Here is a 21,445-nt window from a genome sequence, read left to right as displayed (position 1 = left end):
CCAATCATGTCGTTGTCTTAGAAGAATGTAACTACAATCATTGACACAAATAAGATTGTTAAGTAATTCAGGGAATAAACAAACATTTTTACGGACCACTTGATGTCATCTTGCTGACGGAAGCCATAAAGCCCTAATGCGATCCATCCGATGTTAAGCAATGTTGCAATTACCATGAATGTTATTCCAAGTCCACTCATATAAAATGGTAGTGGTAATAAACATACTGTCCAAATCATAATCTGACGTTTCGTAATATCAAATCCCTGTACAACAGGAAGCATTGGGATTCCTGCATTTCGATATTCATCAACACGCTTCATCGCTAATGCGAGGAAATGTGGGATTTGCCAAATAAACATAATTAAAAATAACATCCAAGCAATTGGATGATTTAAAGACGGATCAATTGCCGCCCATCCAATTAAAGGTGGAACTGCTCCTGATATACTACCTACAACAGTATTTAACGTATATTTTCTCTTCGTCCATAACGTATATAAAACAACATATGTGAAGGCACCAATAAATGAGATTAACACTGCCATCGGTGTAGTAAGTAATAAAAATGCAAAGCCAAGAAGTAAAATTACAAGTCCAAATGCAAGTGCAAAGCCAGGTTTATATTTACCTGTTACCGTTGGACGGTTTTTTGTTCTTTCCATTAATGGATCGATATCTCGGTCAATGTAGTTATTTAAACAACATACCCCTGCCATAATTAATGCCGAACCAACGATTGTGAAAAATAACTTATCTAGATTGTCCATAACACTCAATCCATTAAAATGTAAAGCCAACCAAAATCCTGTAAATACAGTAAGTGTATTTGAGTTTACAATCCCCATTTTAACGAGCGCTGATAAATCTTGTAACCGAGTTGTTTCCGGTACAATTGAAACAGCTGACTCATCATGCAGCTCACTTGTTGCATGGTTCATCACTTTAACCCCCTCTTAAACCTATCATCTTTCTAAGCATATATTTCATGTGAAATATTTCGCTTCTATATAGCAATATTATTACAGTAGAAATATTGTTAACCCATTCTACTACTAATCTACGCCCATACTCCAATATATTAAATCACATTTCCCGAACATTTTGTGAAGAAAACATGAACTTTTTGTGTCAAACATTAAAAAACTTTATTCTAATTTATCCTTATCATAACATGATGTTATCTTCTATAATAAACTATTTTGTCATATTTAGCATGTATTCTCCCCATTTCTTTTCAAAATAGCCTAAATTCCTCCTAAAATATGTATTTTAAATCCCATTTTTTTCTTTATAATACGTACGTTGTCCTCGCCCTCCATTTCTTTGCTATTTTATTATTTTTTATATATCATAGGACTGTAGCACGTTTTATTCTATACATAATGGAATGAAAATATTTCGCAATAACTTCATAGCAGAAAGATGGTGAAAGAGATTGCAACGCTTTATTAAATGGTTAGCAGTCATTACAAGTCTCGATTTATTAGTAGTTTTACTAGGAGGCGCTTTAGTTACAAAAACGGGTTCAGGCCAAGGATGCGGCAAATCATGGCCTCTTTGTAACGGTGAATTTGTTCCATCTAATTTATCAATGGAGACTATTATTGAGCTAAGTCACCGCTTAACATCTGGATCAGCAGGAATCCTTGTTACTCTTCTTTGTATCTTGTCCTGGAAATATTATAAACATGTGCGCGAAACAAAGACGTTAGCAATTTTATCCTTCGTATTTTTAGTTGCACAAGCATTAATGGGGGCGGCGGCGGTTGTTTGGGGTCAAATGCCTGCTGTATTAGCTATTCATTTCGGTATTTCCTTAATTTCATTTGCTTCTGTCATCTTGTTAACGTGTCTTATTTTTGAAATTGATCAGAAATTTGATGCACGTTCACTTATTATGGACAAAAAAATGAAATTTCATATTTATGGTGTAACAATTTACATTTATATCGTTGTCTACACAGGAGCTTTAGTACGTCACGAACGAGCTACCTTAGCCTGTCCAGACTTCCCTTTATGTAGCAAAAATAGACCTATGCCAACTCAACTACATGAGTGGGTTCAAATGGGACATAGAGTTGCAGCGATGTTAATTTTCGCTTGGATACTATATGCGATGATTATCGCTATTCGCCATTACAAGCAGCAGCGTGTAGTATACTGGGGATGGATTATTTCATTTATCCTTGTTACACTTCAAGCTATAGTAGGGATTTTAGTCGTATTTACAAATGCTAGTTTAGCAATGGCATTATTACATTCGCTCTTCATTTCTTGCCTGTTTGCTGTACTATGCTATTTAGTTATGATAGGTACAAGAAGTACAGTCAATGCAAAAGAAACTGAATCAACTTCTAAGCAAACAAAATAAAGTAAAACTTTAATACCTTGCCAATTCGGCAAGGTATTATTTACACACAAAAAAGAGCTGCTTTCGCACAGCTCTTTTTCTTTATTTTAATGATCTAATTCAATGAGTAAATCTCCCGTTTGAATTGCATCCCCATCATTTACATATACTTTTTTCACTTTACCACTAAATGGCGCTTGAACCGTCGTTTCCATTTTCATAGCTTCTGTAATTGCCATGGAATCACCTTTTTTCACTTCATCGCCTTCTTTTACAACTACTTTAATAACAGTTCCCGGCATCGTTGCGCTAATATGATTTGGATTTTCACGATTCCCCTTCACACGCTGTGCAACAGTTGATTTCACGCTTTCATCTTTCACTACGATTTCACGCGGTTGTCCATTAAACTCCAGGTAAAGCACACGATTTCCATCTGGCTGTGGCTCCCCAATGGAAACTAGTTTAACCATCAATGTTTTACCTTGCTCGATTTCCACATCAATTTCTTCACCAAGTCTCATACCATAGAAGAATGTCGGTGTATCAAGCACAGATACATTTCCATAAATCCCAGCAACTTTTTCGTAGTCCATAAATACTTTTGGATACAATGCATATGCGACTACATCAAAAATTGTTACTTCGCGTCCAAGTTTGTGGAATAACTCTTCTTTTAAAGCATCAAAATCTACTGGTTCTAATAATTCACCCGGTCTTACTGTTAATGGCTCTTTCCCTTTTAAAATAATTTTTTGTAATTCTTTCGGGAAACCACCATATGGTTGTCCTAAATCTCCAGAGAACATTTCAACAACAGATCCTGGGAAGTCCATAGCATGTCCACGTTCTAAAATATCTTGTTCTGTTAGGTGATTTTGAACCATAAATAATGCCATATCACCGACAACTTTAGATGATGGTGTTACTTTTACAATATCGCCAAACATATCATTAACACGGCGATACATCACTTTAACTTCATCAAAGCGATCTCCTAAACCAACCGCTTTTGCTTGTTGTTGAAGATTACTATACTGTCCACCCGGCATTTCATGCATATATACCTCTGTGTGAGGAGCATTCATACCACTTTCAAATGGAGCATAGTATTTTCGTACATCTTCCCAATAATGAGATAGTTTTTCTAATGAGTCTATATTAACATCTGGTTGTCTTTCGTTTCCACCTAACGCATAGTATAGTGTATTCGCACTCGGCTGTGACGTTTGACCAGCCATAGAACTCACCGCTACATCGACAATATCAACACCTGCTTCAATCGCCTTCGTATACGTTAAAATACCATTTCCGCTCGTATCGTGTGTATGCAGGTGAATTGGAATCGACACCGTCTCTTTTAGTGCTGAAACTAAATCATATGCTGCGTTTGGCTTTAGTAAGCCCGCCATATCTTTAATTCCTAAAATGTGAGCTCCTGATGCTTCCAACTCTTTTGCTAAATTTTTATAATAATTTAAATCATATTTACTGCGTAACGGATCATGAATGTCTCCTGTGTAACACATTGTTGCTTCTGCAATCTTACCAGTATCTCGTACAGCATCAATTGCAACTCTCATGCCTTCTACCCAGTTTAAGCTATCAAAAATACGGAACACATCAATTCCGGCTTGCGCGGAACATTCTACAAATTTTTGAATTAAATTATCTGGATAGTTTTTGTATCCAACTGCGTTTGAAGAACGAAGTAACATTTGGAATAAAACATTTGGCATTTTTTCACGAAGATCTAGTAATCGTTCCCATGGATCTTCTTTCAAGAAACGATATGCAACATCAAACGTTGCACCGCCCCACATTTCTGCTGAGAATAAGTTTGGTAACATTCTCGCTGTCGGCTCTGCAATGTGATGTAAATCTTTTGTACGAACACGAGTTGCAAGTAATGACTGATGTGCATCACGGAATGTTGTATCAGTTAAAAGTACACGCTTTTGATCTTGTACCCACTTTACTAATCCATCCGCTCCACGCTCATCCAAAATTTGTTTCGTTCCATTTTGCATTGGCTCTGAGTGTATCACATTTGGTATACGAGCATCTGGGAAAATTGGTTTCTCTTTTTTCCCTACTCCCGGGAAGCCATTTACTGTTACTGTACCAATATAATTTAACATTTTTGTTCCGCGGTCTTTACGTTTCGGGAACAAGAATAGTTCAGGTGACGCGTCAATAAATGAAGTGTCATATTCTCCTGATAAGAAGTTTTTATGTTTTACTACATTCTCTAGGAATGGAATATTTGTTTTAATACCACGAATACGGAATTCTTTTAAGTTACGTTCCATTTTTGCAGCGGCTTGTTCAAAAGTAAGTGCCCAAGTAGTAACTTTTACAAGTAAAGAATCGTAGTACGGTGTAATAACTGCACCTTGGAAACTATTACCTGTATCAAGACGAACACCAAAACCACCGCCTGATCGGTACGCCATAATCTTTCCTGTATCAGGCATAAAGTTATTAAGTGGGTCTTCTGTCGTTACACGAGATTGGATTGCAAATCCATGCACAACCACTTCCTCTTGCTTAGGAACACCTACCATTTTGCTATGTAATGCATGTCCATCAGCTATTAAAATTTGCGATTGAACGATATCCACTCCTGTAATCATCTCTGTAATCGTATGTTCAACTTGAACACGTGGGTTTACTTCAATGAAGTAAAACTCATCACCTTTTACAAGGAATTCTACCGTTCCAGCATTTAAATAATTTACATTTTTCGTTAACTTTACTGCAGCATCACAAATACGCTGACGCAAACCATCTGAAAGCGACACGCTCGGTGCAATTTCAACTACTTTTTGATGGCGTCGTTGTACAGAGCAATCACGCTCATACAAATGAACAACATTACCTTCTTCATCTGCTAAAATTTGTACTTCTATATGTTTAGGTTTTTCAACGAATTTTTCAACGTACACTTCATCATTACCAAAGGCTGCTTTTGCTTCTGATTTCGCGCGATTATACGATTCTCTTAATTCTTCACTAGCACGTACAATACGCATACCGCGACCGCCGCCACCAAGGGATGCTTTAATAATAATCGGGTAATCATACTTTTCAGCAAATTCTTCAACTTCTTCTATTGAATTTACTGGACCATCACTACCAGGAATAATTGGAATTTGCGCTAGCTGCGCTTGTGTTCTTGCTTTAACTTTATCTCCAAACATGTCTAAATGCTTACTTTTTGGACCGATAAAGATAATCCCTTCTTCTTCACAACGTTTTGCAAATTGAATATTTTCTGACAAGAAACCATATCCAGGGTGGATTGCATCTACATGATTACTTTTCGCAATCTCAATAATGCCTTCAATATCTAGATAAGCATCAATTGGCTTTTTCCCTTCCCCAACTAAATAGGACTCATCGGCTTTATAGCGATGATAAGAACCGCTATCCTCTTTAGAATAGATCGCAACTGTGTTTAATCCAAGTTCTGAACATGCTCGGAACACACGAATTGCTATCTCTCCACGGTTAGCTACCAATACTTTTTGAATACGTTGCAGCTTTGTCATGATTTTCCCCCTCTATTTTCCTACCACTCTAGAGATAAAATACATACACACTCTAAAGAGCGTGAAGTTCTTCACTTTCTACATTATATTATACTTAGAAAGCTTCACTTTATTTTTATCCATCATACCTTATTTTTCAACAAATGATAAGTTTTCTGATCGATTTGTTTCACAAAAATAGTATAGCATACCTCTTCCTTTTCTAACAACAATATTGTATATCACATTACCTTAAATGTAATATACTTTTCATTTTAAAACAATCAATATTGTATCACATTTAAAATCTAACAAAATAAAAAACACATTGAACTCTAGAGCTCAATGTGTTTTTTATTTTACAACAACAAGATGCGGTCCACCTTGTTCTATTTCGTTAGTCAATTTGTTTTGTTGTTTCTCTTGTCGTTTTACATAACTAGCAATATTTAACAGTATACCCATTGCAAGTAAATTAGCCAATAAAGAACTACCACCATAACTTACAAACGGTAATGGTACCCCTGTAAGCGGTATTAACCCAGACATACCACCAACATTTATAAAAGTTTGAACTCCAAACAAACTTGCAATTCCAATTGCTATTAAACTTCCAAACGGATCTCTGCACTTTTGTGCAACCCTAAATGCCCGAATAATAATAAGTAGTAAACAGATTAAAATGACAGCTACGCCTATAAATCCAAGTTCTTCAGATATAATTGCCATAATAAAATCTGTTTGCGGTTCTGGTAAGTATCCATATTTTTGCACACTGTTCCCTAACCCTCGACCATTTAGCCCTCCTGAAGCAATTCCAATAAAAGAATTTATTAATTGGAACCCATCATTTTGAGGATCGTTAAATGGATCAAGAAAAACTGAAAACCGAGCTTTTTGGTACTGACTTAACTTATAGTTCCCAATAAAATATAACGCTGGAATCCATATTATAGACGTTAAGAGGAATCGCTTTATACTTAAATTAACATTAACTCCTGAACAAAAGAACATAATCAGTACAGTTCCACCTATTAGTATATCGGTCCCTAAGTCATTTTGAAGTAAAATTAATCCCATCGCTCCACCGACAACAGCTAGAGGAGGAATTATCCCTTGTACAAAAGCTGTTTGCGTTTCTTGTTTCTTAGCAAAAAAGTTTGCTAGCGTAATAATAACCGTTATTTTCACAAACTCAGCTGGTTGTATACCTAATATCCATCCTTTTGCACCATTTATGACCTGACCGAAAAGAAAGGCTGCTGCTAATAGACCAATACTCCCTATTCCCATTGCGATCAAAACTATTCGCTTTCTCCACAACTTATAAGGAATGGCAACTATAATCGCTAACATTATCGTTCCAACAGCTAGAGCAAATAATTGTTTTTTAAAAAAGTAATCTGCTGGCCAGTTATGTCTCGACGAAATCGCAACAATGGAACTAGAACTATATACCATTATTACTCCCAGCACACATAAGATAACAAGAGGAAGTAATAAGGAATAATCCATCGATTTCCATACTTTTTTCATTTCATTTCCTCTTTCTGTTTCAATTTAATTATTGTTGTATTCCATATGTATATAGGTTCTTCCTTCTTTATTATACAAATAAAAAGCCCAAACTATTTCAGTTTGAGCCCCCTTATTTGAACCCGTTATTGTTGTTTGTTTGTAAATGCTTCATGAAGTGCAGACAACTCACGTTCGAGCTCTCCTAACATTGCTTTCCCTTGTTCTTCTGCAATAAGACCAAGGCGAACCGCAAAATCGACCTCGCGGGATAGTCCAAACATTTGTGTGTCTAAAACTTCTTCATATAATGGACATTGCGGCATTGTAAGATTGTCCATTTGTACCTTAATAAGTCTTAAAATCTTCTCTGCATCCGCTTGTAGAAGGGCTAGTGCCTTTTCCTGATGATTTGATACTGTCTCAGACGCCAAATTGATTCCCTCCGTTTCCGTCCTACTCTCTCATATCTATTAATATTAGCGATAGTTTTAATAAATTGCAATAGAAACATTTTTTGTGACAACAGTGTCTAATACTATTATACTGAAAAGTGGGAGTATAACACAAATGGGGGAACAACAATGAGCGAAATTTTATTTATTAATGGAAAAGTTCGTTTTCCAATCACTATCGATCCAACTGTATGGATTTTCGATGATCGAAAAATAGATTTGACAACCTACTTTGATGAAACTAGAGAAGAATCATCCGAATTAGAAACATACTTAAAACATACTTCAGAGCATTGGGATCGCGAAATCCGTGATGGTGCTGCCTTCCCGCCAATACAACAAAGTGTAAAGAAATATAAAAAAGAACAGCTTATTAACGGGACCTTTGGCATACCACTTCATCCATTTCTAAAAAATGCTGAAATTTTAGAAGATGCTACTCATGTCGAAATTGAAACCACAGACAATACAATTACACTTCCGTTAGAAACAGCCCATAAAGCTATTCTCGGTTTTTCAAAAGAAGGTAAACCATTACGAGAAGACGGGCCTGTTCATCTATATTTCCATGATGGATCTAATAGACAAAATCCGATTCGTAACATCCGTAAATTTACAATCATTTAAATTGTATAATTAAAAGGCAAAAAAGGAGTGAGCTTAAGCTCACTCCTTTTTATAATAAATCCGCTGCTAGTTGTGCTAAATTAGAACGCTCTCCTTTAACAAACTTTACATGACCACTAATACGTTGTTCTTTAAACTTCTCTACAACATATGTTAAACCGTTATTATATTCATCTAAATACGGGTGATCAATTTGCTGAGGATCCCCCATTAATACAATCTTACTTTTTTCGCCTACCCTTGTTAGTATCGTCTTTACTTCATGCTTCGTTAAATTTTGTGCCTCGTCAATTATAATGAACTGGTCTGGAATACTTCTCCCGCGTATATAGGTAAGCGCTTCTACTTCAATCGAACCCATTCCAGCTAAAATAGCATCTAGCTCCCCAGGCTTTTTCGTATTGAATAAATACTCTAGATTATCAAAAATCGGCTGCATCCACGGTCTTAATTTTTCCTCTTTCTCTCCTGGTAAATAGCCTATATCTTTCCCTACCGGTACAATTGGTCTCGCGACAAGTAGTTTTTTATATAACCCTAAATCTTCCGTTTGCATTAGTCCCGAAGCTAATGCAAGTAACGTTTTTCCTGTACCGGCTTTCCCTGTTAACGTTACAAGTGGAATATCTTCCCGAAGTAGCAATTCTAATCCCATAATTTGCTGCACGTTTCGTGGGCGTATCCCCCACACTTGTTCATTGTGAAAAATAAGTTTTTTTACCTTCTTACCTAAATGATCCACAATCCCAAGTGCAGAACTAGACCCCCCTAGTGCATCTTTCATTACAACAAACTGATTTGGATAAAAAGGATGATTTGCGATTTCAGATAAAGGTAGTTCACCTTTTTCATAAAAATAATCTAACTGTTCTTTTGATATATACCCTTCTAAAAATCCTGAATATATATTTTCCACTTCGATTACTCGGTCACTTAAATAATCTTCGGCCTGCAATCCGATTGCATCAGCTTTTACCCTTACGAGTACATCTTTACTTACTAAAATAACTGATTTCCCGTCCTCTTTTTCTTGTTCTTCTAAAGAGAGGTTTTTCGCTACCGCTAAAATTCGATTATCATTTGTTTTTTCTACAAAAATATCTTGCAGTTGAACAAATGAGCGATGATTTAATTCAATACGAAATGTACCGCCGTTTTCTAACGGAATACTTTCATGCAGCTTTCCTATTTCGCGAAATTTGTCGATTAACTTAGATACATAGCGAGCATTTCGTCCTACTTCATCCATATAACGTTTTTTCGAATCAACCTCTTCTAATACAACTGCTGGAATCACTACTTCATTTGTTGCAAATGAAAAAATAGATAAAGGATCCTGCAAAAGTACATTCGTATCTAACACATAAATTTTATCCAACCTGTTACCCCCTGACTCCACTTTTAAATTTGTAGAACAAGGGTTTCATCCATAAAATATGGACGAACCATTGTTATAATTATATGTACCGTAAAAACGAGGTAGAATCGAAATTCATAGAAATTAAACCTTTTCTTTATTTTTTATTCATTTCTATTCAATATATTACTTTTTATTATAATTTTTCACATTAAATCACAATACTCACTTGTAAAAGTTTATGAACGATGTTCCTATTCATCTTCTTTATAATTCTTTCATTCCTACTAATACTTGGTTATCAAGCTTTTTAGCTGCTCGAAGATCATATGTTTTTTCATATGTTGGTTCAGTAGCAAGTTTCGCACCATAAAACATAACATCACGAACTTCTTGTACATTCACTTCTACTACCGTTAATTTTAGAGGAATCCCTTCCATTCTATCTGTTAAAATTTCACTTTCACCACTTATGGAAAATACGGATTCATTCGCCATTATAGTCAATACAACCCCTGCACTATGCCGTATATTCCCCACAATACGTGAGCGTTGATCTACCGCAAATCGAATACTAGTTTCACTCACTGCATATACCCAAGAAATAGCACTTACGTTAGGAATTTGTTTTTCGAAATCTGTTGTTGCTATCATAACGATACACTCTTTACGCAAAGATTGTACTAAATCACCTGTCAATGTAGGCTCAACTACATTCGCCATATTTCCACCTCCAAATATTATTTATATATCCTTATCATAACCTATTTTTCGAATTGCGAAAATATTATTTTTTCCCGCTATTATTCAAAAACATTATACTTCCATGATATACTTATACTGATAGAATTCGTATTGAGGTGACGAAATGAGAGTCAGATGTATGATTTGTGATAAAAAAGATATGTTAGATGACGAAAATCCTATGGCAAAAAAACTGCGTAATCGCCCTATTCATACATATATGTGCATGGAATGTACGGAACGAATTGCAGAGCGTACTATGGAACGCCATGCGAGTGGTAATTTCCGATTATATCGTGATAAAAAAGTAGAAGACGATTGGTAAACCGGAAATAAGTCCTTAATCATATAGATAAGGACTTATTTGTATTTTTCTGGTTCACGATTCATCTGATCCAAAAAACAATCAATGGCTTCTACCGGAAATCTTGCACACCTTATTTCTCCATCAATTTCATATGTAATCAAATACATTTCCTCGTTCTTTTCAACTTCTACATTTCGTAATTTATGCTCTTCATATATCATATTTTGAAATAATACATACGTTTCTTGTGCAGCTCTATCATCTGGACGTGCTTCCGCAACCGTTTTAATTGTTAACCAATTATATAATGCATCTTGTACTGAGCGCATGAAAGCCCCTCCTTTTTTCACCCTGTTTTTTGTTGTTTAGCTTGACGTAAACGCAGTCTATAAATTCCAAGTACAATTGCCGCTACAACGAGCCCCTCTCCAACGGGTAAAAAAACTGCAAAAAAAGTTAATACCGTGCATCCAATTGCTAAAGAAATATATATCACTATATTTTTTAGTACCGATAGCTTCCTTGCAAATCCTAAATTATATACAAGTGCACTTAATAAAATTATTGTTCCATAAAGTAACCACATCCCTAGTTCTGGATTTTCATCAACTTTACAAAGTTTCGCGAAAAATGACATTCTTTCTAACACTATCTTTCACCCCTTCTCATGAAACAAATTCTCTTTATGTACTTAATACAAGAGTAACTCGCAAAAAAAATACTGTCTACAAAAAAGAATAAATATTCTAAAAATAAACAAAATAAAAAAACAACTACCTTTTATAAAGGTAGTTGTTTTTTTATTTTTACGCTTCTACAGATTTCTTTTTCTTAGCAGCTCTTTCGCGCTCACTCTTATCAAGAATCTTTTTACGTAGACGAATTGATTCTGGAGTTACTTCACAGAACTCATCATCGTTTAAGTACTCTAATGACTCTTCTAAAGTCATTAAGCGTGGTTTTTTCATTGTTGAAGTTTGATCTTTCGTTGCAGAACGAATGTTCGTTTGTTGTTTCATTTTTACAACGTTAACTGTTAAATCATTCTCACGTGTATGTTCTCCAACGATCATACCAGCATATACTTCTGTACCTGGTTCAACGAAGATTACACCACGGTCTTCAACTTGCATAATACCGTATTGTGATGCTTTTCCTGCTTCAAGTGAAACTAGAACACCTTGACGACGTCCACCAACTTGTCCAGCATGTACTGGTTGGTAGCAATCAAATGTGTGGTTTAAAATACCATAACCACGAGTTAATGTTAGGAATTCTGTTGTGTAACCAATTAACCCACGTGCTGGAACCATGAAAGTAAGGCGAACTTGACCGTTTCCGTTATTCACCATATCTAACATTTCACCTTTACGTGCGCCCATTGATTCCATAATAGAACCAGTGTATTCTTCAGGAACATCGATTTGTACGCGCTCTACAGGCTCACTTCTTACGCCATCGACATCTTTAATAATTACTTCAGGCTTAGATACTTGTAGTTCATAACCTTCACGACGCATGTTTTCAATTAAGATAGATAAATGTAACTCTCCGCGTCCAGATACGATCCATGCATCAGGAGAATCTGTATTATCTACACGTAAACTTACATCTGTCTCTAATTGTGAACGAAGACGCTCTTCAATTTTACGAGAAGTAATGAATTTACCTTCACGACCTGCAAATGGGCTGTTATTTACAAGGAATGTCATTTGTAATGTTGGCTCATCAATACGTAATAATGGTAAAGCCTCTTCATGCTCAACCGGACATACCGTTTCACCTACGTTAATGTCTTCCATACCTGAAACAGCTACTAAATCTCCAGCTTTTGCTTCTTCAATTTCTTGACGTTTTAATCCAATGTAACCAAATAATTTAGTTACACGGAATTGTTTTACACTTCCGTCAACTTTCATTAATGCAACTTGTTGTCCTACTTTCATTGTACCGCGGAATACGCGTCCAACCCCAATACGACCAACATAGTCATTGTAATCAAGAAGTGCTACTTGGAATTGAAGTGGCTCTTCGCTATTATCAATTGGTGCTGGAATATGTTCAATGATTGTGTCAAACAATGATTTCATATTCTCTTCTTGATTTGCTGGATTTGAATCTAAGCTTGCTGTTCCGTTCATTGCTGATGCAAATACAACTGGGAACTCTAATTGATCTTCGTTTGCACCAAGTTCGATGAATAAGTCAACTACTTCATCAACTACTTCATCAGGGCGAGCGAAGTCACGGTCAATTTTGTTTACAACAACGATTGGAGTTAAGTTTTGCTCAAGAGCTTTCTTTAAAACAAATCGTGTTTGTGGCATACAACCTTCATATGCATCAACTACAAGTAGAACACCATCAACCATTTTCATGATACGTTCTACTTCTCCACCGAAGTCAGCGTGACCAGGTGTATCTAAAATGTTAATTCTTTTATCTTCATAGTGAATCGCAGTATTCTTCGCTAAAATTGTAATACCACGTTCTCTTTCTAGATCATTTGAGTCCATTGCGCGTTCTTCAATATGTTCATTCGCACGGAACGTCCCCGCTTGACGTAATAACTGGTCAACAAGTGTTGTTTTACCATGGTCAACGTGGGCAATAATTGCTATATTTCGTAAATCTTGTCGTTTTTTCAACATGTCCAACTCCTAATGTCTTTTTAATCCTTCTCTATTATAAGAGCGAAGGGGATACAATGGCAATCAAAATAAAATCAAGAATGAAAATATAGTTGTATTCTTACTTTTGTGAAAGTAAAATAAGATTGGAGGGTGAAGAAATGGAACACATTCAATATCGCTTTTTATTAACAGCAATTATCGGTGTTATCTTCTTAATTGGTATCGGAATTATGATTGCTGAAAATAGTCCCATCGGCATTATTATTTGCATTATCGGCACATTTGTTACAGTTGGATACGGTTTTGTAACAAAAAGAAAAATGCGTAAATCGCAATAACATTAAAAAGTAAGAAGCTTCTTTATGCCTCTTACTTTTTTTCATTATTGCGATACAAACGGTAATAATTCTTCGTATACTCCTGGTTTTGCCACTAACACACTGCTTTTCTCTACAATAGAAAGAGGCGTTCCCAAGAACGTTGTCACTTTACCGCCAACTTCCTCTACAATAATCTGTCCCCCGCCAAAGTCCCATGGCGATAAGCGCGGTGTTACATATGCATCTAATCTTCCCGTGGCAACATATACCATTTCTAACGCTGCACAACCATATGACCTCGTACCTCTCGCCTTCTTAACGAGCATCATCATTTTTTCCATATTAAGCAATGGATTATCAGTAAGCCATATCGCATTCAAAGCTATAACTCCATGCTCTACCGTTCCTTTTTCCAACATGGGAATAGCTAAATCATTGCAAAAAGCCCCTTCTCCCTTTACCGCATGATATAGTTCGTCATGAACTGGATCATAAATAAGACCAATCTTTCCGATACCGTTCTCATAAATCCCGATTGAGATTGCGAAATTTCTTTTTTGATGAACAAAGTTCATCGTGCCATCAATTGGATCAATTAACCAAACAACCCCATTAGAAGAGGTAATCTCATCTCCATAGCCTTCTTCTCCTAAAATATTATGATGTGGGAATGTTTCTTTAATTTTCCCAATTAAAAACTGCTCCGTTTCTCGGTCCATATTTGTTACTAGATCAGCTGCATTTGACTTTGTTTCTATAATAAGTGTTTTTTTCAGTGACGCCATTAATTGTTCTCCGGCTTCTCGAATCCACTGTTTCGCGTGTGTATCGATGTCTTTCCATACTTCTTGCATGTTTAAACACTCCGATCTATACTGTTCACAGAAAAAACGAACCCTTTATAAGGTTCGCACCAACTAATTATTTATACATATACTATTATTACGCTTCTAAACGGATCATTTCAAGTCTTAGCACTTCTAATTTTTGTACGCACTCTTCTTTTTTCTGTTTGTCGTTATCCATCATCGCATCATATAAAGTTGCTAATTCATAATCTAGCTCCAAACGTAGCACCGGAATTCTCTTTTCAGCATCTGTTCTCTTTAACGCATTAATCACCTGTCTCATTTTTTTGCCTCCTCCCAATATTCGTCTGCCCTCGGACTAGAATTGATTCAATTTTCTGATTTTTTGTTTTATACTATACTATGTTGGATAAATCATCTATGCAACAAAATTATATTTTTTTATTTAAATTTTTTTGTGATGTTTTTTTTATGAATAGTACAAGCTATGCTAAAATTAAAACAAAATAGGAGTTGGAGGAACAATCATGACACTACAAACATTCACATCAACTGATTTTGAAGTCTTTACTGTTGATGGTCTTGAAGAACGAATGAGCGCAATTAAAACGAATATTCATCCTAAGCTAGAAGCTTTAGGGGAACAATTTGCAGAATATTTATCACAACAAACTGATGAAAACTTTTTCTACCATGTAGCAAAACATGCACGCCGCAAAGTCAATCCACCAAACGATACTTGGGTTGCTTTTTCAACAAATAAACGTGGATATAAAATGTTACCACACTTTCAAATTGGTTTATGGGGTACTCACGCCTTCATATACTTTGGTTTAATCTATGAGTGTCCACAAAAAGTGGAGACGGCTCACGCCTTCTTAGAACATTTAAATGATTTAAAAACAAATATTCCAAATGACTTCGTTTGGTCCATTGACCATACTAAACCAGGTGTAAAACTACATAAAACGCTTGAAACGGAAGACTTACAAAAGATGATTGAACGTTTAGCTACTGTGAAAAAAGCAGAGTTATTAGTCGGTATTCATATATCACCAGAGGAGTTTTCAGCAATGACCAATGAACAATTCCTTGCTAAGATTGAATCTACGATGCAACCACTCCTTCCTTTATATGCACTTTGTAATCGATAGTAGAAAACGGACAATTTATATTGTCCGTTTTTAGTTGTTATCACATTATAGCACTTTGCATTTTAATTTTCAAAATATTTTTACATTTTTACAATCTTTTTTTCCGCTACTTCTTTTGCTCTTTGAATCGTACGATATATAGAATATCCACTTACTTCTTGAAATTCTTTATCAATTTTTTTCTCCGCTGCCTTCGATGGCACAATCTCTTTAAAACGACGATATAATTCCATCAAATCTTCTCTCAAAACTCCTTTTTCATATACCTTTTCAATCGCTTCATAAAACTTTACAACTGCTACCATTTCTTCATTTGACCAATTGTAATCAAGTGGATATTGATATTCCATTTTTGCACCTCATTCAGTATTCTTTCTTTTTCCATTATGCTACCTTTAAGACAACCTTTTATTCTTCACTATAGCCACTCTGCATTATACACCATTTATCCATTTCAATGGAATTGTCTTCCTCTTTGCAGTATTTAAAATATAACTATTAAACATACTCACCTTGAAAATGCGATTTTTCTATACATCTATAATTATTGGTGATATAATGCTTTTGTTTTATAGAGAATAAAGTGAGACTACCATCCCAAAAAAGGCTTTTGCGAATGGCAGAAAAACAAGTCAAGTTCTAAAAGTTTGTCATCTTAATTTCCTTTTAGAATGAGATGAAATCATATAAAACAAACTCTAATAAATATTACGAAGAAGAAGGGGTGTATAGATTGTCCCAATACGAAACACCATTGTTTACCGCTTTAGTTGAGCACAGTAAGCGAAATCCAGTTCAATTCCATATTCCTGGTCATAAAAAAGGACAGGGCATGGATCCTACATTTCGCGAATTTATTGGGCATAATGCATTAGCAATTGATTTAATTAATATTGCGCCGCTCGATGATTTACATCATCCAAAAGGTATGATTAAAGAAGCACAGGATTTAGCAGCCGCTGCTTTCGGTGCAGATCATACGTTCTTTTCTATTCAAGGTACAAGTGGTGCAATTATGACAATGGTGATGAGCGTGTGCGGTCCTGGGGATAAAATCCTCGTGCCACGGAATGTGCATAAATCAGTAATGTCAGCTATTATTTTCTCAGGTGCAAAACCAATTTTCATGCATCCTGAGATTGATCCGAAGCTCGGTATTTCACATGGGATCACAATTCAATCTGTCAAAAAGGCTCTTGAAGAGCACTCAGATGCGAAAGGCTTACTTGTTATAAATCCAACATATTTTGGGTTTGCTGCAGATTTAGAGCAGATTGTAGAATTAGCTCATTCTTACGATATTCCTGTACTTGTTGATGAGGCTCACGGTGTTCATATCCATTTTCATGATGAACTACCAATATCAGCTATGCAAGCAGGTGCAGATATGGCAGCAACAAGTGTTCACAAATTAGGTGGGTCTTTAACCCAAAGCTCTATTCTTAATGTAAAAGAAGGTCTTGTGAACGTAAAGCATGTCCAATCCATTATTAGCATGCTTACGACTACATCAACTTCTTACATTTTGTTAGCATCCCTTGATGTTGCTAGAAAACGTCTTGCTACCGAAGGAACAGCTCTCATAGAACAAACAATACAATTAGCTGAGCATGTTCGTGATGCTATTAATGCTATTGAGCATCTTTATTGTCCCGGAAAAGAAATGCTAGGAACAGATGCTACTTTTAACTATGATCCTACAAAGATAATTGTATCTGTAAAAGATTTAGGTATTACAGGCCATCAGGCTGAAGTATGGCTTAGAGAACATTACAACATTGAAGTAGAACTCTCTGATTTATATAACATACTTTGTCTTATCACATTTGGAGATACAGAAAGTGAAACAGATACACTTATTACAGCATTACAAGATTTAGCAGCAACATATAGAAATAGAGCAGACAAAGGTGTTCAAGTACAAGTAGAAATACCAGAAATACCTGTGCTAGCACTTTCTCCTAGAGATGCTTTTTATTCAGAAACAGAAGTCATTCCATTTGAAAACGCAGCAGGTCGTATTATAGCTGATTTTGTTATGGTTTATCCGCCAGGGATTCCAATCTTTACTCCGGGGGAAATTATTACACAAGATAACTTAGAGTATATTCTTAAAAATTTAGAAGCTGGGTTACCTGTACAAGGTCCTGAAGATATGACATTACAAACATTACGTGTTATTAAAGAGTACAAGCCTATCAGTTGATAGGCTTTTCTTTCACCTTTTTTCTCTTTTTTTCATACGATACTAAAGAATTTGACATTCCCACCCTAATGGGGCAAGCTGACTAACATCAGTGGGATTCTTGCTACCTAAGGCGAAGTCCATTTCTGGTATCGCTGACGTGCAAGATTGCGGTGTGCCATCACCACTCTCACAACAGACCGTATAGGTTCGTGAGCTACGGTACTTATACCATACCGTACAGATTCGTGTTCAGGTGTTTTAGCGTCTTGTTCTTGACGACACATATCATTTTACCGATAGCTTGAATTCGGCTATCGAACTCCCTATGCTATCTTTTTTCAAAGAACACATTGGCGTTTTAAAGACTTGTACTTGTCTGTAGTTAAAGTCTACCAAAATATAAAGTGAAACTTTAATCAGTGGGGTTTTGTTCATCCCCACTGATTATTAGCCTTCACCAATCGGGCGTTTACGGGCAGCAGGGCTCCAGCCGAATGTTGAGGTGGAATTCTTACTGCCCGCAAATAGCGGGATAAATGTTTTTCTATGAAAAAGCGATACTTTCATCCTATGTCTAAAGTCCAATATAGGCTTTCCCGTATCGCGAAATCTGTAACGTATAGGTGGGGATACCATTATGATTGTGATAGGCCGTTCTATTGTACACCCTTATATCACAAATGAATATGAGCCATTTGCAGCTGAAAAACAACAGATTTTATCCATAATGGCGGGAAATCAAGAAGTTTATTCCTTCCGAACAGCCGATGAACTCAGCTTTGATCTTAATTTACGAGTTAATATTATTACTTCCGCGCTAGAACTTTTTCAAAGTGGATTTCAGTTTCGTACGTTTCAACAATCTTTTTGCAATCCTCAGTTTTGGGAAAGAACATCACTTGGCGGATTTCAACTCCTTCCAAACATAGCCCCTTCCATTGCCATCCAAGATATTTTTAAAAACGGAAAACTATATGGAACTGAATGTGCCACCGCAATGATTATCATTTTTTACAAAGCATTACTATCATTATATGAGGAAAAAACTTTCAACCGTCTATTCGCAAACCTCTTACTTTATACATGGGACTACGATCGCGACTTAAAGCTCATAACAAAAACGAGTGGCGATATCGTTCCAGGTGACCTCGTTTACTTTAAAAACCCACAAGTTAATCCAGCTACGATTGAGTGGCAAGGAGAAAATGCAATCTATCTAGGAAACTTCTTTTTTTACGGACATGGCGTAGGCGTAAAAACGAAAGAGGAAATTATTTATTCATTAAATGAACGAAGGATCCCTTATGCTTTTATTTCAGCTTATTTAACCGATTTTATTACTCGTATTGATAGCCGTATGATGAGTCAATATGCCCCTCCTAACACGCCACAAACATCAATAGGATTTATTCCTATTAGAGATGATGCAATTGTTGCAACAGTCGGGCATACAACTACAATCTATTAAAAAAACGCCTACATGTGTAGGCGTTTTTTCTTAATTATTAAGCTTTTGTATGTTCTGTATGGTCACATTCGCAATGAGATCCACATTTCCCATAAAGTACTGTTGATTTTTCATCTTCAAAATGTGCGATTGTTCCTTCACAAACTTGGCATACGATTGTTCCCATTTTCATTTCCCCCTGAGTTTAAAGAATAATCTACTTATATATGATTAAGCTTTCGCATTTTCTCTACTAGCACAGTCACAATTGGAACCACATTTCCCATAAAGTACTGTCGTTTTCTCATCTTCAAAATGTCCGATTGTTCCTTCACAAACTTGGCATACGATTGTTCCCATTTTTCATTTCCCCCTAAGTTTATGGTCCTAAAAACTTTTAGCTGTCAATTTCCTATCAATTATTGGGCTTTTGTATGTTCTGTGTGATCACATCCGCAAGATCCACATTTCCCGTAAAGTACCGTTACTTTCTCATCCTCGAAGTGTGCAATTGTACCTTCACAATCTTGACATACGATTGTTCCCATTTTTCATTTCCCCCTAAGTTTATAATCCCAAAAACTTTTGTAACCGCTTAACTTTCTGTCTTTATTTTAATATGTTATACTTTTTACGTCAATAGGTTTTTAGTATAACACATTAAATATTTTAAAATTAAATTAGTATGCGATATTAACACAAAAAAACAGCCATATCTCATACGTACGACTGTTTCTTGTTAATTATTCTTCATACTCCGCATGCAAAGAAGTAGACGGAACAAGAAATTTAAAAAACTGAGCTAACTCCTCCGCCTCCTCTTCCGATCCTAACTTAAAAGTTTCCTGTATATATGGAACATTTTCTACATCATCTCTCCCAAGCAAAGTAGATCTCCCTGTTTGCATACAAACAATAAGTGGCTTTCCAAAAAACATATTTGTATAAATAACTCCAAAATCATAACGTGTATCATGCGTCATAAATCCTAAAAATCGTACCTTCACACTTTCATGCTCATCATACAATTTTTCAAACATGAGTTTCCACCTTTCTAAATAACACTTCCTACTCATTAATATATTAAACAAAAAAGGAATACTCCTTTTAATTGTCAAAAAATTCAGTAGGATGTAGAATGATATTATTCTACTAAGCTAAGGGGGAATTTGTATGCAACACGCCTTTATCACACTTGTACCTAAATCCAATCAACAATCTGTTTCAATAGAAGATGTTAAACACCTTTTTCATAACTATAAAACCGTTACTTCCAAGACTGGTGATCAAATTAATTATGCTTATACAAATACAGCTTTTCCTTATGAAATATTAGATACATCAGCAACAACATTAAAACTCCAATCGAGTCACGATCGATATGATTCTATTTATGTTGGGATTGGAATAGAAAAGGAACAATCTTTTATTCAGGTTTCTTTGCCTACTACAGCAACATTTGGTGATAAAGGAAAAGCAAATGAATTTAGCCGTTTTCTAGCGAAGAAATTAGAAGGAGAGTTACAACTATTTAATGGAAGAACAATGTATTTCTATAAACGTTAATTTAAAAAATAGAGAATATGATTAAAAAAAGTATGCAATTTGAACACGTAAGGAATAATGCCTGCTTTCTTACGTGTAATACAAAACATGCAATCACATATGCCAAATAAAGAAATACGAAAAAGAGAATTACTTTATAATGAAACTTATCACCATTCGATAATGTTAATACAATGGAAAAACCACTCCATAATAGAAAATGATAAAATATAACATGTAATATTCTCATGGAACCTTCTCCTTTGACATGCTCTATTTTATTAATATATGGGATTAAGTTTGAATCAATTACATATTATATAACGGCATATATGCTAACGGTTCATTTAAAGTATTATATATTCATTCGACAAGTACATATAAAGACCTTGCAAGTCATTTTATGAAAATAAAAATACCCCATCTCTTTAAATAAGAGATGGGGTATTTACATTACT

At 35.5% G+C, this 21,445-nt stretch carries 25 protein-coding genes; 8 read left to right on the top strand and 17 right to left on the bottom strand.

The window, feature by feature from the left end:
* Positions 1-17 precede the first annotated feature (17 nt).
* The gene (gene cyoE, locus JFU20_RS22740) at positions 18-941 is read right to left on the bottom strand and encodes a heme o synthase (protein WP_002033731.1); all 924 of its coding nucleotides are present in this window, start codon (positions 939-941) and stop codon (positions 18-20) included.
* Between the two features lie 497 nt (positions 942-1,438).
* On the opposite strand from cyoE, the gene ctaA reads away from it, so the two are divergent.
* Positions 1,439-2,374 carry a heme A synthase gene (gene ctaA, locus JFU20_RS22735; protein WP_201038909.1) on the top strand — a complete coding sequence of 312 codons (936 nt, stop codon included), beginning with the start codon at positions 1,439-1,441 and terminating at the stop codon, positions 2,372-2,374.
* Positions 2,375-2,460: 86 nt separating this feature from the next.
* Here the strand turns inward: ctaA and pyc are convergent, their stop codons facing one another.
* The 3 genes from pyc to JFU20_RS22720 all read right to left on the bottom strand — a co-directional run bounded on the left by pyc (position 2,461) and on the right by JFU20_RS22720 (position 7,835).
* Entirely contained in the window at positions 2,461-5,907 is a 3,447-nt protein-coding gene (gene pyc / locus JFU20_RS22730; RefSeq protein ID WP_002014783.1) for a pyruvate carboxylase, read from the bottom strand.
* Between the two features lie 333 nt (positions 5,908-6,240).
* Positions 6,241-7,422 carry an FtsW/RodA/SpoVE family cell cycle protein gene (locus tag JFU20_RS22725; RefSeq protein WP_002165141.1) on the bottom strand — a complete coding sequence of 394 codons (1,182 nt, stop codon included), beginning with the start codon at positions 7,420-7,422 and terminating at the stop codon, positions 6,241-6,243.
* 125 nt (positions 7,423-7,547) lie between these two features.
* Positions 7,548-7,835, bottom strand: coding sequence for an Fpa/YlaN family protein (locus JFU20_RS22720; RefSeq protein ID WP_000135698.1), 288 nt, complete (start codon positions 7,833-7,835; stop codon positions 7,548-7,550).
* Positions 7,836-7,985: 150 nt separating this feature from the next.
* Between JFU20_RS22720 and JFU20_RS22715 the strand changes: the two genes are divergently transcribed.
* On the top strand, positions 7,986-8,483 hold the full coding sequence (locus JFU20_RS22715) for a molybdopterin-binding protein (protein ID WP_002014789.1): 498 nt from the start codon (positions 7,986-7,988) through the stop codon (positions 8,481-8,483).
* Between the two features lie 49 nt (positions 8,484-8,532).
* On the opposite strand, the gene JFU20_RS22710 is transcribed toward JFU20_RS22715, so the two are convergent.
* Both JFU20_RS22710 and JFU20_RS22705 read right to left on the bottom strand, forming a co-directional pair.
* Entirely contained in the window at positions 8,533-9,861 is a 1,329-nt protein-coding gene (locus JFU20_RS22710) for a PhoH family protein (RefSeq protein WP_002088317.1), read from the bottom strand.
* Positions 9,862-10,107: 246 nt separating this feature from the next.
* A complete protein-coding gene (locus tag JFU20_RS22705; RefSeq protein ID WP_002014791.1) occupies positions 10,108-10,563 on the bottom strand; it encodes a PNPOx family protein in 456 nt (151 codons plus the stop codon).
* 145 nt (positions 10,564-10,708) lie between these two features.
* Between JFU20_RS22705 and JFU20_RS22700 the strand changes: the two genes are divergently transcribed.
* Positions 10,709-10,909: a YlaI family protein gene (locus JFU20_RS22700; RefSeq protein ID WP_002094429.1), complete on the top strand. Its 201-nt coding sequence runs from the start codon at positions 10,709-10,711 to the stop codon at positions 10,907-10,909.
* 35 nt (positions 10,910-10,944) lie between these two features.
* On the opposite strand, the gene JFU20_RS22695 is transcribed toward JFU20_RS22700, so the two are convergent.
* From JFU20_RS22695 to typA, 3 genes are all read right to left on the bottom strand, one after another.
* Positions 10,945-11,220 carry a hypothetical protein gene (locus tag JFU20_RS22695; RefSeq protein WP_002014793.1) on the bottom strand — a complete coding sequence of 92 codons (276 nt, stop codon included), beginning with the start codon at positions 11,218-11,220 and terminating at the stop codon, positions 10,945-10,947.
* Positions 11,221-11,237: 17 nt separating this feature from the next.
* Complete coding sequence (locus JFU20_RS22690) at positions 11,238-11,540, bottom strand: YlaH-like family protein (RefSeq protein WP_002014795.1); 303 nt, start codon at positions 11,538-11,540, stop codon at positions 11,238-11,240.
* 157 nt (positions 11,541-11,697) lie between these two features.
* Positions 11,698-13,542 carry a translational GTPase TypA gene (gene typA, locus JFU20_RS22685; protein WP_002014867.1) on the bottom strand — a complete coding sequence of 615 codons (1,845 nt, stop codon included), beginning with the start codon at positions 13,540-13,542 and terminating at the stop codon, positions 11,698-11,700.
* 140 nt (positions 13,543-13,682) lie between these two features.
* Here typA and JFU20_RS22680 point away from each other — a divergent pair, with 140 nt between their 5' ends.
* Positions 13,683-13,862, top strand: coding sequence for a DUF5325 family protein (locus JFU20_RS22680; protein WP_000400127.1), 180 nt, complete (start codon positions 13,683-13,685; stop codon positions 13,860-13,862).
* Between the two features lie 44 nt (positions 13,863-13,906).
* Here JFU20_RS22680 and JFU20_RS22675 read toward each other — a convergent pair whose 3' ends face one another.
* Positions 13,907-14,698 (bottom strand): inositol monophosphatase family protein, encoded by a 792-nt coding sequence (locus tag JFU20_RS22675; RefSeq protein ID WP_002014866.1) that lies wholly within the window; start codon positions 14,696-14,698, stop codon positions 13,907-13,909.
* Positions 14,699-14,786: 88 nt separating this feature from the next.
* Positions 14,787-14,975 (bottom strand): hypothetical protein, encoded by a 189-nt coding sequence (locus tag JFU20_RS22670; protein ID WP_002121995.1) that lies wholly within the window; start codon positions 14,973-14,975, stop codon positions 14,787-14,789.
* A 205-nt stretch (positions 14,976-15,180) separates the two neighbouring features.
* On the opposite strand from JFU20_RS22670, the gene JFU20_RS22665 reads away from it, so the two are divergent.
* A complete protein-coding gene (locus JFU20_RS22665) occupies positions 15,181-15,807 on the top strand; it encodes a YktB family protein (protein ID WP_002014864.1) in 627 nt (208 codons plus the stop codon).
* 80 nt (positions 15,808-15,887) lie between these two features.
* Here the strand turns inward: JFU20_RS22665 and JFU20_RS22660 are convergent, their stop codons facing one another.
* Positions 15,888-16,157: a UPF0223 family protein gene (locus JFU20_RS22660; protein ID WP_002014862.1), complete on the bottom strand. Its 270-nt coding sequence runs from the start codon at positions 16,155-16,157 to the stop codon at positions 15,888-15,890.
* A 383-nt stretch (positions 16,158-16,540) separates the two neighbouring features.
* Here JFU20_RS22660 and speA point away from each other — a divergent pair, with 383 nt between their 5' ends.
* Together speA and JFU20_RS22650 are read left to right on the top strand one after the other, a co-directional pair.
* On the top strand, positions 16,541-18,013 hold the full coding sequence (gene speA, locus JFU20_RS22655; RefSeq protein ID WP_002128878.1) for an arginine decarboxylase: 1,473 nt from the start codon (positions 16,541-16,543) through the stop codon (positions 18,011-18,013).
* A gap of 619 nt (positions 18,014-18,632) precedes the next feature.
* Positions 18,633-19,463 (top strand): protein-glutamine gamma-glutamyltransferase, encoded by an 831-nt coding sequence (locus JFU20_RS22650; RefSeq protein ID WP_002014859.1) that lies wholly within the window; start codon positions 18,633-18,635, stop codon positions 19,461-19,463.
* A gap of 37 nt (positions 19,464-19,500) precedes the next feature.
* On the opposite strand, the gene JFU20_RS22645 is transcribed toward JFU20_RS22650, so the two are convergent.
* The 4 genes from JFU20_RS22645 to JFU20_RS22630 form a co-directional block, all read right to left on the bottom strand.
* The gene (locus tag JFU20_RS22645) at positions 19,501-19,629 is read right to left on the bottom strand and encodes a GapA-binding peptide SR1P (RefSeq protein ID WP_002142969.1); all 129 of its coding nucleotides are present in this window, start codon (positions 19,627-19,629) and stop codon (positions 19,501-19,503) included.
* A 44-nt stretch (positions 19,630-19,673) separates the two neighbouring features.
* A complete protein-coding gene (locus JFU20_RS22640) occupies positions 19,674-19,802 on the bottom strand; it encodes a GapA-binding peptide SR1P (protein ID WP_002146000.1) in 129 nt (42 codons plus the stop codon).
* Positions 19,803-19,861: 59 nt separating this feature from the next.
* Complete coding sequence (locus tag JFU20_RS22635) at positions 19,862-19,990, bottom strand: GapA-binding peptide SR1P (protein ID WP_000536778.1); 129 nt, start codon at positions 19,988-19,990, stop codon at positions 19,862-19,864.
* A 195-nt stretch (positions 19,991-20,185) separates the two neighbouring features.
* Positions 20,186-20,482, bottom strand: a complete 297-nt coding sequence (locus JFU20_RS22630) for a DUF3055 domain-containing protein (protein WP_000462037.1) — start codon at positions 20,480-20,482, stop codon at positions 20,186-20,188.
* A gap of 133 nt (positions 20,483-20,615) precedes the next feature.
* Here JFU20_RS22630 and JFU20_RS22625 point away from each other — a divergent pair, with 133 nt between their 5' ends.
* Entirely contained in the window at positions 20,616-21,008 is a 393-nt protein-coding gene (locus JFU20_RS22625; protein ID WP_002014853.1) for a DUF1885 family protein, read from the top strand.
* A gap of 1 nt (position 21,009) precedes the next feature.
* On the opposite strand, the gene JFU20_RS22620 is transcribed toward JFU20_RS22625, so the two are convergent.
* Positions 21,010-21,237, bottom strand: coding sequence for a hypothetical protein (locus JFU20_RS22620; protein ID WP_002088334.1), 228 nt, complete (start codon positions 21,235-21,237; stop codon positions 21,010-21,012).
* Positions 21,238-21,445: the final 208 nt, after the last annotated feature.

Origin of the sequence: Bacillus sp. TH30 (assembly GCF_016650875.1) — a bacterium.
Classification (GTDB): Bacteria; Bacillota; Bacilli; order Bacillales; family Bacillaceae_G; genus Bacillus_A; species Bacillus_A mycoides.
This window is presented reverse-complemented; position numbering and strand designations above follow the sequence as displayed.

Excerpts from the sequence above, each read along its gene's own strand:
- JFU20_RS22695 (WP_002014793.1), bottom strand. The coding sequence starts at position 11,220 with ATGCGCTCAGTACAAGATGCATTATATAATTGGTTAACAATTAAAACG.
- cyoE (WP_002033731.1), bottom strand. The coding sequence starts at position 941 with ATGAACCATGCAACAAGTGAGCTGCATGATGAGTCAGCTGTTTCAATT.
- JFU20_RS22705 (WP_002014791.1), bottom strand. The coding sequence starts at position 10,563 with ATGGCGAATGTAGTTGAGCCTACATTGACAGGTGATTTAGTACAATCT.
- JFU20_RS22675 (WP_002014866.1), bottom strand. The coding sequence starts at position 14,698 with ATGCAAGAAGTATGGAAAGACATCGATACACACGCGAAACAGTGGATT.
- JFU20_RS22645 (WP_002142969.1), bottom strand. The coding sequence starts at position 19,629 with ATGGGAACAATCGTATGCCAAGTTTGTGAAGGAACAATCGCACATTTT.
- JFU20_RS22650 (WP_002014859.1), top strand. The coding sequence starts at position 18,633 with ATGATTGTGATAGGCCGTTCTATTGTACACCCTTATATCACAAATGAA.
- typA (WP_002014867.1), bottom strand. The coding sequence starts at position 13,542 with ATGTTGAAAAAACGACAAGATTTACGAAATATAGCAATTATTGCCCAC.
- JFU20_RS22630 (WP_000462037.1), bottom strand. The coding sequence starts at position 20,482 with ATGTTTGAAAAATTGTATGATGAGCATGAAAGTGTGAAGGTACGATTT.
- JFU20_RS22715 (WP_002014789.1), top strand. The coding sequence starts at position 7,986 with ATGAGCGAAATTTTATTTATTAATGGAAAAGTTCGTTTTCCAATCACT.
- JFU20_RS22725 (WP_002165141.1), bottom strand. The coding sequence starts at position 7,422 with ATGAAAAAAGTATGGAAATCGATGGATTATTCCTTATTACTTCCTCTT.
- JFU20_RS22660 (WP_002014862.1), bottom strand. The coding sequence starts at position 16,157 with ATGGAATATCAATATCCACTTGATTACAATTGGTCAAATGAAGAAATG.
- pyc (WP_002014783.1), bottom strand. The coding sequence starts at position 5,907 with ATGACAAAGCTGCAACGTATTCAAAAAGTATTGGTAGCTAACCGTGGA.
- JFU20_RS22700 (WP_002094429.1), top strand. The coding sequence starts at position 10,709 with ATGAGAGTCAGATGTATGATTTGTGATAAAAAAGATATGTTAGATGAC.
- JFU20_RS22665 (WP_002014864.1), top strand. The coding sequence starts at position 15,181 with ATGACACTACAAACATTCACATCAACTGATTTTGAAGTCTTTACTGTT.
- JFU20_RS22640 (WP_002146000.1), bottom strand. The coding sequence starts at position 19,802 with ATGGGAACAATCGTATGCCAAGTTTGTGAAGGAACAATCGGACATTTT.
- JFU20_RS22635 (WP_000536778.1), bottom strand. The coding sequence starts at position 19,990 with ATGGGAACAATCGTATGTCAAGATTGTGAAGGTACAATTGCACACTTC.
- JFU20_RS22680 (WP_000400127.1), top strand. The coding sequence starts at position 13,683 with ATGGAACACATTCAATATCGCTTTTTATTAACAGCAATTATCGGTGTT.
- JFU20_RS22620 (WP_002088334.1), bottom strand. The coding sequence starts at position 21,237 with ATGAGAATATTACATGTTATATTTTATCATTTTCTATTATGGAGTGGT.
- JFU20_RS22670 (WP_002121995.1), bottom strand. The coding sequence starts at position 14,975 with ATGAGACAGGTGATTAATGCGTTAAAGAGAACAGATGCTGAAAAGAGA.
- JFU20_RS22625 (WP_002014853.1), top strand. The coding sequence starts at position 20,616 with ATGCAACACGCCTTTATCACACTTGTACCTAAATCCAATCAACAATCT.